Source organism: Staphylococcus sp. EG-SA-17 (genome assembly GCF_017151845.1).
Taxonomy (GTDB): domain Bacteria; phylum Bacillota; class Bacilli; order Staphylococcales; family Staphylococcaceae; genus Staphylococcus; species Staphylococcus aureus.
In genome coordinates, this window is the sequence record NZ_JACVZO010000018.1 from 15,806 (window position 1) to 30,718 (window position 14,913).

Genomic DNA, 14,913 nt, shown 5'->3' on the forward strand with positions numbered 1-14,913 from the left:
TATTTTTGTGCTAGAAAGTAATGCTTTACTATATTCAATGATTAGTAATGACTAACTTTCTAATTGTTTCATTGCGTAAGGTATTTCATTGATAAGTCTTGATGGTGGTACCACATACATATCTTTTGCAAGGTTTTCGCCAATAAAACTATGTGTATATGTGGCACTCATAACCGCTTCTTTTAAGTTATCAAATTGACCGACAAAACTTGTAATCATACCAGCAAGTGTATCGCCCATACCACCAGTCGCCATTGCTGGACTACCGATTGTCAATTTAAAGTCTTCATCTTTAAAGAAAATTTCAGTACCATGTTTTTTAAGTACAACAGTTGCGCCTAAACGATCAACTGCTTCACGATTACGCTCATATGTCTGTTCCTCAATAGGAATACCACTTAATCGCTCCCATTCTTTGAGATGCGGAGTAAAAATCACGCGACATGTAGGTAATTGCGGTTTCAGTTTACTAAAGATTGTAATCGCATCGCCGTCTACGATTAAATTTTGATGCGGTTGTATATTTTGTAGTAGGAATGTAATGGCATTATTTCCTTTGAAATCAACGCCAAGACCTGGACCAATTAGTATACTGTCAGTCATTTCAATCATTTTCGTCAACATTTTCGTATCATTAATATCAATAACCATCGCTTCTGGGCAACGAGAATGTAATGCTGAATGATTTGTTGGATGTGTAGCTACAGTGATTAAACCACTACCGCTAAATACACATGCACGAGCCGCTAACATAATGGCACCACCTAAGTTAGCAGATCCACCAATTAATAAAATTTTGCCATAATCACCTTTATGTGAATTTTCTTTACGCTTAGGAATGTTAATAGAATTTAACGTTTCCATAGTGATATAACCTCCCATGTAAAAGCCTTTTCCGAATTTATTCAATTTTAAAAATATATAGTAACTTTTAACAAAATGTATTATAAATTTCTGAATTCATTATTATTTGTCGTTAAATACAATAGAAAATACTATACCTGTATATGCAATTCGTCAATAGATAAATTATTAAATATGCTTACAACAATCTTAATATCCTTTAACGCACTACAATAGTGCTCTGATAATAGGTTATAAATGTACGTAAAACCATTGTTTCAATAAAAATGAAAACGTATACTTCAAGAAGGATGGGTTACTTAATATAAACAAGGGGGTAACATATATGACTTTATATTTAGATGGTGAGACACTAACAATTGAGGATATTAAATCATTTTTACAACAACAATCAAAGATTGAAATTATTGATGATGCGTTAGAACGTGTCAAAAAAAGTAGAGCGGTAGTTGAACGTATTATTGAAAATGAGGAAACGGTTTATGGTATTACTACAGGTTTTGGGTTATTTAGTGATGTACGTATAGACCCGACGCAATATAATGAATTACAAGTGAATCTGATACGCTCACATGCCTGTGGACTAGGTGAGCCATTTTCAAAAGAAGTAGCATTAGTCATGATGATTTTACGATTGAATACATTATTAAAAGGTCATTCAGGTGCCACTTTAGAATTAGTGAGACAATTACAATTTTTTATAAATGAACGTATTATACCGATAATCCCACAGCAAGTCTCTCTCGGTGCATCAGGAGATTTAGCGCCATTATCACACTTAGCATTAGCATTAATTGGTGAAGGGAAAGTATTGTACAGAGGGGAAGAAAAGGATAGTGACGATGTATTAAGAGAATTAAATAGACAACCTTTGAACCTTCAGGCTAAAGAAGGTTTAGCATTGATTAATGGTACGCAAGCTATGACAGCTCAAGGTGTCATTAGTTATATAGAAGCAGAAGATTTAGGTTACCAATCTGAATGGATTGCTGCATTAACGCATCAGTCTCTTAATGGCATTATAGATGCATATCGACATGATGTGCACGCTGTTCGTAATTTTCAAGAACAGATTAATGTGGCAGCGCGTATGCGTGATTGGTTAGAAGGATCAGCATTAACAACGCGACAAGCAGAAATACGTGTACAAGATGCATATACGTTGCGTTGTATACCACAAATCCATGGCGCGAGTTTTCAAGTATTCAATTATGTTAAACAGCAATTAGAATTTGAAATGAATGCGGCTAATGATAATCCACTTATATTTGAGGAAGCAAATGAAACGTTTGTTATTTCAGGTGGTAACTTCCATGGACAACCTATTGCTTTTGCATTAGATCATCTTAAATTAGGTGTAAGTGAATTAGCAAACGTATCGGAACGTCGTCTAGAGCGACTAGTAAATCCTCAATTAAATGGTGATTTACCAGCATTTCTTAGTCCAGAGCCAGGATTGCAAAGTGGCGCGATGATTATGCAATATGCTGCTGCAAGTCTCGTTTCTGAAAATAAAACTTTAGCGCATCCAGCGAGTGTTGATTCTATCACTTCATCTGCGAACCAAGAAGATCACGTATCTATGGGAACTACAGCTGCTAGACATGGTTATCAAATTATTGAAAATGCAAGACGTGTGCTGGCAATCGAATGTGTTATTGCATTACAAGCAGCAGAGTTAAAAGGTGTTGAAGGTTTATCACCAAAAACACGTCGTAAATATGAGGAGTTTCGAAGTATCGTGCCATCCATTACACATGACCGTCAATTTCATAAAGATATTGAAGCGGTTGCACAGTATTTAAAGCAATCAATTTATCAAACGACTGCATGTCACTAAATCGACATGAGTGATGTTTGAAATCGTTACTTGAAAAAGCAAATATAGTTTGCTATATTAAAAATAACTTAATAAGACATTGTTCGTAGGACAAGTAATATATAGTGTTCGATATCAGAGAGCTTGTGGTTAGTGTGAACAAGAATCAACATATATATGAATCTACCTACTTAATTTAAAAGAACAATCGGTGATAACCGTTATTTTAGTGAAGTGCAATTTAGGTTTAGTGTATCTTTATAACTTAAATTGTTAAATAGGGTGGCAACGCGTAGACCACGTCCCTTGTAGGGATGTGGTCTTTTTTTATTTTCTAAAAAATAAAGACGTACGTCATTCCATAATAAATGATAATTATTTGGGAAAGGATGAAGGTTAATGTTAGACATTAGATTATTCAGAAATGAGCCTGACACAGTTAAGAGCAAAATTGAATTACGTGGAGATGATCCAAAAGTTGTAGATGAAATTTTAGAATTGGATGAGCAACGACGTAAATTAATTAGTGCAACAGAAGAAATGAAAGCACGTCGTAATAAAGTAAGCGAAGAAATCGCATTAAAAAAACGTAATAAAGAAAATGCTGATGATGTGATTGCTGAAATGCGCACATTAGGTGACGATATTAAAGAAAAAGATAGTCAATTAAATGAAATTGATAATAAAATGACAGGTATCCTTTGTCGTATTCCAAATTTAATAAGTGATGATGTACCTCAAGGTGAATCTGATGAAGATAACGTTGAAGTTAAAAAGTGGGGTACACCACGTGAGTTTTCATTTGAACCCAAAGCACATTGGGATATTGTAGAAGAATTGAAAATGGCTGATTTTGATCGTGCAGCAAAAGTTTCAGGTGCGCGTTTTGTATATTTAACAAATGAAGGTGCGCAATTAGAGCGTGCTTTAATGAACTATATGATTACAAAACATACAACACAACATGGTTATACAGAAATGATGGTACCACAGCTTGTGAACGCAGATACAATGTATGGTACAGGTCAATTACCTAAATTTGAAGAAGATTTATTTAAAGTAGAAAAAGAAGGATTATATACAATTCCAACTGCTGAAGTACCATTAACGAATTTCTACCGTAATGAAATTATTCAACCAGGTGTACTTCCTGAAAAATTCACTGGTCAATCTGCATGTTTCCGTAGTGAAGCAGGATCAGCAGGTAGAGATACAAGAGGATTAATTCGTTTACATCAATTCGATAAAGTGGAAATGGTACGTTTTGAACAACCTGAAGATTCATGGAATGCTTTAGAAGAAATGACAACAAACGCAGAAGCAATTCTAGAAGAGTTAGGTTTACCATACCGTCGTGTTATTTTATGTACAGGTGATATTGGATTTAGTGCAAGCAAAACATATGATTTAGAAGTTTGGTTACCAAGCTACAATGATTATAAAGAAATTAGTTCATGCTCAAACTGTACGGATTTCCAAGCGCGTCGTGCTAACATCCGCTTCAAGCGTGACAAAGCAGCTAAACCAGAATTAGCACATACATTAAATGGTAGTGGTTTAGCAGTTGGACGTACATTTGCTGCTATTGTTGAAAATTACCAAAATGAAGATGGAACAGTAACAATTCCAGAAGCATTAGTACCATTTATGGGTGGTAAAACACAAATTTCAAAACCAGTTAAATAAAGGCTTTAGCTACAAGCTTTAAAAAGTATATATCTACGTATACTTAAAGCAAGGGCAAGATACTTTAAATAATATTTTAAAAAGTGGTGACGAAGCTGTCGCCACTTTTTTTGTGCTGTAAAAGTATAATAGTGAGCCAATGCACATAACAACAATAAATTAAGTTTGTGGTTTAATGGGGTGAACGCATTTCATTATAGCAACAATACGGGATAATTATGATGAACTAAAACAATCTAAAACGTAACAATTTTGAGCATCACTATTATAGGAAATTAAGTGATAAAAAACTGATTTCGTTGATGTAGTATGAGTAATATCGATGGAGTAGGGTAGGGGGAGAGGATGATGATTATAAGGGAGTGTTACATGAATCAATATCCCAGACTCATCATTAGATATAAAAAATTATAAAATTAGTACTTAAAAACAACTACAAATCCGTAGAAAATATGGAGGTAGTCTTAAATAAAAAAATGAAAATTCTCAAAAATAAAAAGTTGATATAAAGCTGATTGAAGACTCTAGTATGTCTAACCTCAGACAAACTGGAGTCTAATGTTATTGCTTAGGGTATAGAACTGTATTAGACTAGGTATATTATTTTTTCGTAATTATATAAATATAAAGTGGCAAAGGAGGTAATTGAGATGGCAACACATTTAAGTTTTAGACAAGGCGTACAAGAGTGTATCCCAACATTATTGGGTTATGCCGGTGTTGGTATTTCATTTGGTATTGTGGCTTCGTCTCAAAACTTTAGTATTTTAGAAATTATCTTGTTATGTCTTGTTATATATGCCGGTGCTGCGCAATTTATTATGTGCGCGTTGTTTATAGCAGGTACACCGATATCAGCGATTGTACTAACTGTATTTATCGTAAATTCAAGAATGTTCCTTTTAAGTATGTCGCTTGCACCAAACTTCAAGACATATGGGTTTTGGAACCGTGTTGGATTAGGTTCATTAGTAACTGACGAAACGTTTGGCGTCGCCATTACACCTTATTTAAAAGGAGAAGCTATCAATGATCGTTGGATGCATGGTCTTAATATCACAGCATATTTATTTTGGGCAATTTCATGTGTAGCTGGGGCTTTATTTGGCGAATATATCTCAAATCCGCAAACGCTAGGGTTAGATTTTGCTATCACGGCTATGTTTATCTTTTTGGCCATTGCGCAATTTGAATCAATTACTAAATCGCGATTAAGAATTTACATAGTACTCATTATTGCCGTCATAGTAATGATGTTATCGCTAAGTATGTTTATGCCTTCATATCTAGCAATATTAATTGCAGCCACAATTTCAGCAGCGTTAGGAGTGATGATGGAACGATGATAACTCATATGAACATGTTAATACTTATTTTATTGTGTGGTATCGTAACGCTATTAATTCGAATTATACCTTTTATCATGATTTCAAAAGTGCAATTGCCTGATGTCGTGGTTCGATGGCTATCATTTATCCCAATCACACTATTTACGGCACTTGTCATAGACAGCATTATTCAACAGACGCCTCATGGTGAGGGGTATACATTAAACATCCCTTACATTATCGCGCTCATTCCGACGGTTATTTTATCTATAATCACGCGTAGTTTAACTATTACAATTATTAGTGGGATTGTTATCATGGCAGCATTACGATTTTTCTTTTAAAAATAACTGAAAATCATTGAACAGATATTTAAACTTAGGTAAACTGTTAGTAATCAGAAAATTCTGATATACAAATCGTCTATGTTAAGATTGGGAATCGTGTATACGTAAGCGATTTGGCTAACGCATGACAATGATAACAACATTTTAAATGATAAAAGTAATTCATCACTGAATCTCAACTAACACATAACAATTTCATATTTCTTATTGTGAGAAGTTGAGGGACTTGGCCCTGTGATACTTCAGCAACCGACTTTATAGCACGGTGCTAAAACCAACGAGTTACTCGAATGATAAGTATAAAGACTTCTTACTTTTCAATAGGGTGAGAAGTTTTTTTTTGTTTAAGGAGGAAAGAACAATGACAAATTACACAGTAGATACTTTAAATTTAGGGAAATTTATTACAGAATCTGGGGAAGTCATAGATAACTTGCGTTTGAGATATGAGCATGTCGGTTATCATGGACAACCATTAGTTGTAGTTTGTCATGCATTAACTGGCAATCATTTAACATATGGAACAGATGATTATCCGGGTTGGTGGCGAGAAATTATTGATGGGGGATATATACCCATTCACGATTATCAATTTTTAACATTTGATGTTATTGGTAGTCCTTTCGGTTCAAGTTCACCTTTAAACGACCCTCATTTTCCTAAAAAATTAACATTAAGAGATATAGTCAGAGCGAATGAACGAGGTATACAAGCCCTTGGTTATGATAAGATTAATATTTTAATAGGGGGAAGTCTTGGAGGTATGCAAGCAATGGAACTACTTTACAATCAACAGTTTGAAGTAGATAAAGCCATTATCCTTGCTGCAACAAGTCGAACATCATCTTATAGTAGAGCTTTCAATGAAATTGCAAGGCAAGCCATTCATCTTGGTGGTAAGGAAGGTCTAAGTATTGCACGCCAATTAGGTTTTTTGACATATCGATCATCAAAAAGTTATGATGAACGTTTCACGCCGGATGAAGTAGTCGCATACCAACAACATCAAGGTAATAAATTTAAAGAACATTTTGATTTGAATTGTTATCTGACACTGCTAGATGTATTGGATAGTCACAACATTGACCGAGGTCGCACAGACGTAACGCATGTTTTTAAAAATTTAGAAACAAAAGTGTTAACGATGGGGTTCATAGATGATTTGCTATATCCGGATGATCAAGTTCGTGCATTAGGTGAACGTTTTAAATATCATCGTCATTTCTTCGTGCCTGATAATGTTGGGCATGATGGATTCCTACTAAATTTTAGTACCTGGGCACCTAACTTATATCATTTCTTAAATTTAAAGCATTTTAAGCGTAAGTAATAATATGTATATATTTTCAAAAAATGAAGCCACTAAATCACAGTTATCATATTCAAAGACATCTAGAGTACATGAGAGTGGAAATGAATTGTAAATCTAAATCAAGCTTGATTGCTATGTAGTGGGATTAAATAATCATGTTGAAAATGAAAGCACACAAAAGCGATTCAAATGAGTATGTTAATTACTTATAAAACATGAAAGTTATTATTCAATTAAATGAAATAGAAGCATACAATCTATAAATTGTTAAATTCCATTAAAGAGGTTAAAATAATAGCTATAGTTAAAAATATGGGAGTGGCTTATGTGTTTTCAAAAATACAACCTAAAGCAACAATAATTGCAACGATTGCGTTGGTATTTGTCGCTTTAGCTTTATATCTAGTGCCTGGTTTAGGACTAATATTTGCATTATTTGCAACCATACCAGGTATCGTTTTATGGAATAAATCAATACAATCTTTCGGGATTAGTGCACTTATTACAGTAATTATAACAACTGTTTTAGGTAATACTTTCGTTTTAAGTGCCATCATATTAGTCTTAATTGCAAGTTTAATTATTGGTCAATTGCTCAAAGAAAGAACGTCTAAAGAAAGAATATTATACGTAACAACAGTAGCGATGAGCTTAATTTCATTAATCGCTTTTATGTTACTACAAACATTCGGAAGAATTCCATCATCAGCGAGCATAGTAAAACCTTTCAAGCAAACATTACATGAAGCGATTACGATGAGCGGTGCCGATGCGAATATGACCCAAATATTAGAAGAAGGGTTTAGACAAGCGACCGTTCAATTACCAGGTTTCATCATTATCATTACATTTTTAATCGTCTTAATTAACTTAATCGTTACATTTCCGATTTTACGAAAATTTAAAATCGCTACACCTGTATTTAAGCCACTTTTCGCGTGGCAAATGAGCGGTATTTTATTATGGATATACATTATTGTTATCATATGTTTATTATTTACAGGTCAACCGAGTGTGTTCCAGAGCATTCTTTTAAACTTCCAACTTGTGTTATCATTAGTAATGTATATTCAAGGTTTAAGTGTTATTCATTTCTTTGGTAAAGCGAAAGGTTTGCCGAATGCAATAACGATTTTACTATTGATTATCGGTACAATACTGACACCTACGACACATATTGTAGGACTACTTGGTGTTATCGATTTAAGTTTGAATTTGAAGCGAATCATGAAAAATAATTCTAAAAAGTGAATAGAGGTGGAATAATGAATCGGCAGTCCACTAAGAAAGCTTTACTAATACCATTTGTCATCATGATCATCACAGCAATTGTTTTAATGGGTGTATGGTTTATCTTTAATAGTCTTATAGCACTAATTGCATCTATCGTTCTTGTCGTGATGATTATTGTTAGCATCGTTTTATTCAGACAAGCTTTAATGAAAATGGATAGTTATGTAGATGGTTTGAGTGCTCAAATTTCAACAACAAATAATAAAGCAATCAAACATTTACCAATTGGTATCATTGTTTTAGATGAAAATGATCACATCGAATGGGTTAACCAATTTATGACAGATCATATGGAAGCAAATGTCATTTCTGAATCTGTAAATGAAGTATTTCCAAACATTTTAAAGCAATTAGATAGAGTGAAATCCGTTGAAATAGAATATAATCAGTATCATTTCCAAGTACGTTATTCTGAGAATGATCACTGCCTCTATTTCTTTGATATAACTGAACAAGTACAAACAAATGAACTATATGAAAATTCTAAACCAATCATTGCGACATTATTTTTAGATAACTACGATGAGATTACTCAAAATATGAATGATACGCAGCGTTCGGAAATCAATTCAATGGTAACGCGTGTTATTAGTCGATGGGCAACTGAGTATAATATATTCTTTAAAAGGTATAGTTCTGATCAATTCGTAGCCTATTTAAATCAAAAAATATTAGCTGACTTAGAAGAATCTAAATTTGATATCTTGAGTCAATTACGTGAAAAAAGTGTTGGTTATCGTGCCCAATTAACATTAAGTATTGGTGTTGGTGAAGGTACTGAAAATTTAATCGACTTAGGTGAATTATCACAATCAGGCCTAGACTTAGCATTAGGACGCGGTGGCGACCAAGTTGCAATTAAAAGTATTAATGGTAATGTGCGTTTCTATGGCGGTAAGACTGACCCGATGGAGAAACGTACTCGTGTAAGAGCACGTGTGATCTCACATGCGTTAAAAGATATCCTTGCAGAGGGTGACAAAGTCATTATCATGGGACATAAACGTCCTGACTTAGATGCAATTGGTGCAGCAATCGGTGTGTCTAGATTTGCAATGATGAATAATTTAGAAGCATACATCGTATTAAATGAGACTGACATTGATCCAACATTACGACGCGTGATGAACGAAATTGATAAAAAGCCAGAGTTAAGAGAACGATTTATAACATCAGATGATGCTTGGGATATGATGACATCTAAGACAACCGTAGTGATTGTTGATACGCATAAACCGGAACTGGTTTTAGATGAAAATGTTTTAAATAAAGCAAACCGTAAAGTTGTTATCGATCATCATAGACGTGGTGAAAGCTTCATCTCTAATCCATTGTTGATATATATGGAACCATACGCAAGTTCAACAGCAGAACTTGTAACAGAATTACTGGAATATCAACCAACAGAACAACGTTTAACACGTCTTGAATCAACAGTGATGTATGCAGGTATTATTGTAGATACAAGAAACTTTACATTACGAACAGGATCAAGAACATTCGATGCAGCGAGTTATTTACGTGCACATGGTGCAGATACGATTCTAACGCAACATTTCTTAAAAGATGATGTGGATACTTATATTAATCGATCTGAATTAATTCGAACTGTAAAAGTCGAAGATAATGGCATAGCCATTGCGCATGGTTCAGACGATAAAATTTATCATCCAGTAACAGTTGCACAAGCAGCAGATGAACTGTTAAGTTTAGAAGGTATTGAAGCATCATATGTTGTTGCGAGACGTGAAGATAATCTAATTGGTATATCTGCACGTTCACTCGGTTCAGTAAATGTCCAGTTAACAATGGAAGCACTTGGTGGCGGTGGACATTTAACCAATGCGGCAACACAACTTAAAGGTGTGACAGTCGAAGAGGCGATAGCACAATTACAACAAGCAATTACAGAACAATTAAGTAGGAGTGAAGATGCATGAAAGTAATTTTTACACAAGATGTTAAAGGTAAAGGTAAAAAAGGTGAAGTTAAAGAAGTACCAGTAGGTTATGCAAATAACTTCTTATTGAAAAAGAATTATGCTGTAGAAGCAACACCAGGTAACCTTAAACAATTAGAGTTACAGAAAAAACGTGCAAAACAAGAACGCCAACAAGAAATTGAAGATGCTAAAGCATTAAAAGAAACGTTATCAAACATTGAAGTTCAAGTATCAGCAAAAACTGGTGAAGGTGGTAAATTGTTTGGGTCAGTAAGTACAAAACAAATTGCCGAAGCACTAAAAGCACAACATGATATTAAAATTGATAAACGTAAAATGGATTTACCAAATGGAATTCATTCCCTAGGATATACGAATGTACCTGTTAAATTAGATAAAGAAGTTGAAGGTACGATTCGCGTACACACAGTTGAACAATAAAGTTGGATTGAAATAAGAGGTGTAACCATTCATGGATAGAATGTATGAGCAAAATCAAATGCCGCATAACAATGAAGCTGAACAGTCTGTCTTAGGTTCAATTATTATAGATCCAGAATTGATTAATACTACTCAGGAAGTTTTGCTTCCTGAGTCGTTTTATAGGGGTGCCCATCAACATATTTTCCGTGCAATGATGCACTTAAATGAAGATAACAAAGAAATTGATGTAGTAACATTGATGGATCAGTTATCAAGTGAAGGTACGTTGAATGAAGCGGGTGGTCCGCAATATCTTGCAGAGTTATCTACAAATGTACCAACGACACGAAATGTTCAGTATTATACGGACATTGTTTCTAAGCATGCATTAAAACGTAGATTGATTCAAACTGCAGATAGTATTGCCAATGATGGATATAATGATGAACTTGAACTAGATGCGATTTTAAGTGATGCAGAACGTCGAATTTTAGAGCTATCATCTTCTCGTGAAAGCGATGGCTTTAAAGACATTCGAGACGTCTTAGGACAAGTATATGAAACAGCTGAAGAGCTTGATCAAAATAGTGGTCAAACACCAGGTATTCCTACAGGATATCGAGATTTAGACCAAATGACAGCAGGGTTCAACCGAAATGATTTAATTATCCTTGCAGCGCGTCCATCTGTAGGTAAGACTGCGTTCGCACTTAATATTGCACAAAAAGTTGCAACGCATGAAGATATGTATACAGTTGGTATTTTCTCACTAGAGATGGGTGCTGATCAGTTAGCCACACGTATGATTTGTAGTTCTGGTAATGTTGACTCAAACCGCTTAAGAACGGGTACTATGACTGAGGAAGATTGGAGTCGTTTTACTATAGCGGTAGGTAAATTATCACGTACGAAGATTTTTATTGATGATACACCGGGTATTCGAATTAATGATCTACGTTCTAAATGTCGTCGATTAAAGCAAGAACATGGCTTAGACATGATTGTGATTGACTACTTACAGTTGATTCAAGGTAGTGGTTCACGTGCGTCTGATAACAGACAACAGGAAGTTTCTGAAATCTCTCGTACATTAAAAGCATTAGCCCGTGAATTAGAATGTCCAGTTATCGCGTTGAGTCAGTTATCTCGTGGTGTTGAACAACGACAAGATAAACGTCCAATGATGAGTGATATTCGTGAATCTGGTTCGATTGAGCAAGATGCCGATATCGTTGCATTCTTATACCGTGATGATTACTATAACCGTGGCGGCGATGAAGATGATGACGATGATGGTGGTTTTGAGCCACAAACGAATGATGAAAACGGTGAAATTGAAATCATCATTGCTAAGCAACGTAATGGTCCAACAGGCACAGTTAAGTTACACTTTATGAAACAATATAATAAATTTACAGATATCGATTATGCACATGCTGATATGATGTAAAAAAGTTTTTCCGTACAATAATCATTTTAATGATAAAATTGTACGGTTTTTATTTTGTTCTGAACGGGTTGATATATGTTAAGTTTGTGTATTGAAAGTGATGAATTAGTACTGGCAACGCCTCTGTTAAAGGGTTTTTAGGACGTTGAAGACGATTTGTTAAAATGGTTTTCTTTTAAAAAAGGCCGAAAATCAATGTTCGATTTTTATTTGCATTATGGTCTCGATATTGGTAGAATATCAAATGGTTAAATGAGAAAAACTTGGAGGTGCTCACATGTCATCAATCGTAGTAGTTGGGACACAATGGGGAGACGAAGGAAAAGGAAAAATAACGGATTTCTTGGCAGAACAGTCAGATGTTATCGCGCGTTTTTCAGGTGGTAATAATGCAGGCCATACCATTCAATTTGGCGGAGAAACATATAAATTACATTTAGTACCATCTGGTATCTTTTACAAAGACAAATTAGCGGTAATCGGTAACGGAGTCGTTGTTGATCCAGTTGCACTATTGAAAGAATTAGACGGATTAAATGAACGTGGCATTCCTACAAGTAATTTACGTATATCTAATCGTGCGCAAGTGATTCTACCATATCACTTAGCACAAGATGAATATGAAGAACGTTTACGTGGTGATAATAAGATTGGTACAACTAAAAAAGGTATCGGTCCAGCATATGTAGATAAAGTTCAACGTATCGGTATTCGTATGGCAGATTTACTTGAAAAAGAAACATTCGAAAGATTATTAAAATCAAACATTGAATATAAACAAGCATATTTCAAAGGTATGTTTAACGAAACATGTCCATCATTTGATGATATCTTTGAAGAATATTATGCTGCAGGTCAACGTTTAAAAGAATTTGTAACAGACACATCAAAAATCTTAGACGATGCATTTGTAGCAGATGAAAAGGTACTTTTCGAAGGTGCGCAAGGTGTAATGTTAGATATCGACCATGGTACATATCCATTCGTTACATCAAGTAATCCAATTGCAGGTAACGTTACTGTTGGTACAGGTGTAGGTCCTACATTCGTTTCGAAGGTAATTGGTGTATGTAAAGCTTATACATCACGTGTTGGTGATGGTCCATTCCCTACTGAATTATTCGATGAAGATGGACATCATATTAGAGAGGTTGGTCGTGAATACGGTACAACAACAGGACGTCCACGTCGTGTAGGTTGGTTTGATTCAGTTGTATTACGTCACTCTCGTCGTGTAAGTGGTATTACAGATTTATCTATTAACTCAATCGATGTTTTAACAGGCCTAGACACAGTGAAAATCTGTACAGCTTATGAATTAGACGGTAAAGAAATTACTGAGTACCCAGCAAACTTAGATCAATTAAAACGTTGTAAACCAATCTTTGAAGAGTTACCAGGTTGGACAGAAGACGTAACAAGTGTGCGTACTTTAGAAGAATTACCTGAAAATGCACGTAAATATTTAGAGCGTATTTCAGAATTATGTAATGTACAAATTTCTATCTTCTCAGTTGGTCCAGATAGAGAACAAACAAACCTATTAAAAGAATTGTGGTAGAACTTTATATAAGTCATACACAATGATTATAAATACATGAGCCTTCTATCTTTAATGGTAGGAGGCTTTTGTTATGTTTGCTTCTGTATCGATTCGATTATTTAGATAAAAATTACTAACGTAAAGGTGATATTTGCTAGTCATAATTTAAAAGATTAGATGATATTTAACGAAATTAAGAAGAAATACTTGAATGTAATAAGTCTGATGTCGAAAATAGCTATTAAAATAGAGTAGACGTAAGTGTAAATGAAAGCACCTAAAATAGAAAAATTTCAAAAATAGCGTAATTATTATAATAAATAGACAGCCAATAAAATGCAATTTTTCACTTATAACATTCTTCAAAAAATAATAGCAAAATTATGTAAAAAATATCTTGTCATGGCAAGATTGGCTGTGCTATAATCTATCTTGTGCTTAAGAACGGCTCCTTGGTCAAGCGGTTAAGACACCGCCCTTTCACGGCGGTAACACGGGTTCGAGTCCCGTAGGAGTCACCATTTTTTAGGTCTCGTAGTGTAGCGGTTAACACGCCTGCCTGTCACGCAGGAGATCGCGGGTTCGATTCCCGTCGAGACCGTACAAATGCCTATCCAAGAGGATAGGCATTTTTTTGCGTTTAATATTATATTAATAAAAGATATATGGACGAATGATAATCATATTGATTTATCTGTTCGTCCATTTTCTTTATAATGTATGAACCTCAAGTAACTTAGTGGTTGGATATGAAAGATAAACGTAGCCAATAAAATCTTAATTAGACGTACAAACATATGCTACTGTCAACATATTTCTTCGTTGTGATATGCCACCAATCCTCCATAACATCAATTGTTAAAGTAACGAATAATGAATAATGATATTTATTTTCTGAGCAATGAC

Annotated in this window: 11 protein-coding genes, 2 tRNA genes, 1 riboswitch and 1 other annotated feature; of the genes, 12 read left to right on the forward strand and 1 reads right to left on the reverse strand. The window is 34.5% G+C overall.

The window, feature by feature from the left end:
- Positions 1–51 precede the first annotated feature (51 nt).
- Positions 52–864, reverse strand: a complete 813-nt coding sequence (locus IDG65_RS09165; protein WP_000449219.1) for an NAD(P)H-hydrate dehydratase — start codon at positions 862–864, stop codon at positions 52–54.
- 325 nt (positions 865–1,189) lie between these two features.
- Between IDG65_RS09165 and hutH the strand changes: the two genes are divergently transcribed.
- The 12 genes from hutH to IDG65_RS09225 all read left to right on the forward strand — a co-directional run bounded on the left by hutH (position 1,190) and on the right by IDG65_RS09225 (position 14,608).
- The gene (hutH, locus tag IDG65_RS09170) at positions 1,190–2,704 is read left to right on the forward strand and encodes a histidine ammonia-lyase (protein WP_206174075.1); all 1,515 of its coding nucleotides are present in this window, start codon (positions 1,190–1,192) and stop codon (positions 2,702–2,704) included.
- Between the two features lie 79 nt (positions 2,705–2,783).
- Positions 2,784–2,993 (forward strand) — a binding site (T-box leader).
- An 89-nt stretch (positions 2,994–3,082) separates the two neighbouring features.
- A complete protein-coding gene (gene serS / locus IDG65_RS09175; RefSeq protein ID WP_000884334.1) occupies positions 3,083–4,369 on the forward strand; it encodes a serine--tRNA ligase in 1,287 nt (428 codons plus the stop codon).
- 650 nt (positions 4,370–5,019) lie between these two features.
- Positions 5,020–5,715: an AzlC family ABC transporter permease gene (locus IDG65_RS09180; protein WP_000190726.1), complete on the forward strand. Its 696-nt coding sequence runs from the start codon at positions 5,020–5,022 to the stop codon at positions 5,713–5,715.
- Positions 5,712–6,041, forward strand: a complete 330-nt coding sequence (locus IDG65_RS09185) for an AzlD domain-containing protein (RefSeq protein ID WP_000628050.1) — start codon at positions 5,712–5,714, stop codon at positions 6,039–6,041. The genes IDG65_RS09180 and IDG65_RS09185 overlap by 4 nt, the downstream gene beginning before the upstream one ends.
- Before the next feature lie 204 nt (positions 6,042–6,245).
- Positions 6,246–6,344: riboswitch (SAM riboswitch) on the forward strand.
- 61 nt (positions 6,345–6,405) lie between these two features.
- On the forward strand, positions 6,406–7,374 hold the full coding sequence (gene metX, locus IDG65_RS09190; RefSeq protein WP_000186492.1) for a homoserine O-acetyltransferase MetX: 969 nt from the start codon (positions 6,406–6,408) through the stop codon (positions 7,372–7,374).
- 294 nt (positions 7,375–7,668) lie between these two features.
- Positions 7,669–8,607 (forward strand): YybS family protein, encoded by a 939-nt coding sequence (locus IDG65_RS09195; RefSeq protein WP_206174077.1) that lies wholly within the window; start codon positions 7,669–7,671, stop codon positions 8,605–8,607.
- 14 nt (positions 8,608–8,621) lie between these two features.
- The gene (gene gdpP / locus IDG65_RS09200; RefSeq protein WP_001081643.1) at positions 8,622–10,589 is read left to right on the forward strand and encodes a cyclic-di-AMP phosphodiesterase GdpP; all 1,968 of its coding nucleotides are present in this window, start codon (positions 8,622–8,624) and stop codon (positions 10,587–10,589) included.
- Complete coding sequence (gene rplI / locus IDG65_RS09205; protein WP_000864307.1) at positions 10,586–11,032, forward strand: 50S ribosomal protein L9; 447 nt, start codon at positions 10,586–10,588, stop codon at positions 11,030–11,032. Before gdpP ends, rplI begins: the two co-directional genes overlap by 4 nt.
- Positions 11,033–11,063: 31 nt before the next feature.
- Positions 11,064–12,464: a replicative DNA helicase gene (dnaB, locus tag IDG65_RS09210; protein ID WP_000375644.1), complete on the forward strand. Its 1,401-nt coding sequence runs from the start codon at positions 11,064–11,066 to the stop codon at positions 12,462–12,464.
- Positions 12,465–12,741: 277 nt separating this feature from the next.
- Complete coding sequence (locus IDG65_RS09215) at positions 12,742–14,025, forward strand: adenylosuccinate synthase (protein WP_000095328.1); 1,284 nt, start codon at positions 12,742–12,744, stop codon at positions 14,023–14,025.
- A gap of 428 nt (positions 14,026–14,453) precedes the next feature.
- A tRNA-Glu gene (locus IDG65_RS09220) sits at positions 14,454–14,528 on the forward strand.
- 7 nt (positions 14,529–14,535) lie between these two features.
- A tRNA-Asp gene (locus IDG65_RS09225) sits at positions 14,536–14,608 on the forward strand.
- Positions 14,609–14,913 lie beyond the last annotated feature (305 nt).

Excerpts from the sequence above, each read along its gene's own strand:
- IDG65_RS09165 (WP_000449219.1), bottom strand. The coding sequence starts at position 864 with ATGGAAACGTTAAATTCTATTAACATTCCTAAGCGTAAAGAAAATTCA.
- hutH (WP_206174075.1), top strand. The coding sequence starts at position 1,190 with ATGACTTTATATTTAGATGGTGAGACACTAACAATTGAGGATATTAAA.
- serS (WP_000884334.1), top strand. The coding sequence starts at position 3,083 with ATGTTAGACATTAGATTATTCAGAAATGAGCCTGACACAGTTAAGAGC.
- IDG65_RS09180 (WP_000190726.1), top strand. The coding sequence starts at position 5,020 with ATGGCAACACATTTAAGTTTTAGACAAGGCGTACAAGAGTGTATCCCA.
- IDG65_RS09185 (WP_000628050.1), top strand. The coding sequence starts at position 5,712 with ATGATAACTCATATGAACATGTTAATACTTATTTTATTGTGTGGTATC.
- metX (WP_000186492.1), top strand. The coding sequence starts at position 6,406 with ATGACAAATTACACAGTAGATACTTTAAATTTAGGGAAATTTATTACA.
- IDG65_RS09195 (WP_206174077.1), top strand. The coding sequence starts at position 7,669 with ATGGGAGTGGCTTATGTGTTTTCAAAAATACAACCTAAAGCAACAATA.
- gdpP (WP_001081643.1), top strand. The coding sequence starts at position 8,622 with ATGAATCGGCAGTCCACTAAGAAAGCTTTACTAATACCATTTGTCATC.
- rplI (WP_000864307.1), top strand. The coding sequence starts at position 10,586 with ATGAAAGTAATTTTTACACAAGATGTTAAAGGTAAAGGTAAAAAAGGT.
- dnaB (WP_000375644.1), top strand. The coding sequence starts at position 11,064 with ATGGATAGAATGTATGAGCAAAATCAAATGCCGCATAACAATGAAGCT.
- IDG65_RS09215 (WP_000095328.1), top strand. The coding sequence starts at position 12,742 with ATGTCATCAATCGTAGTAGTTGGGACACAATGGGGAGACGAAGGAAAA.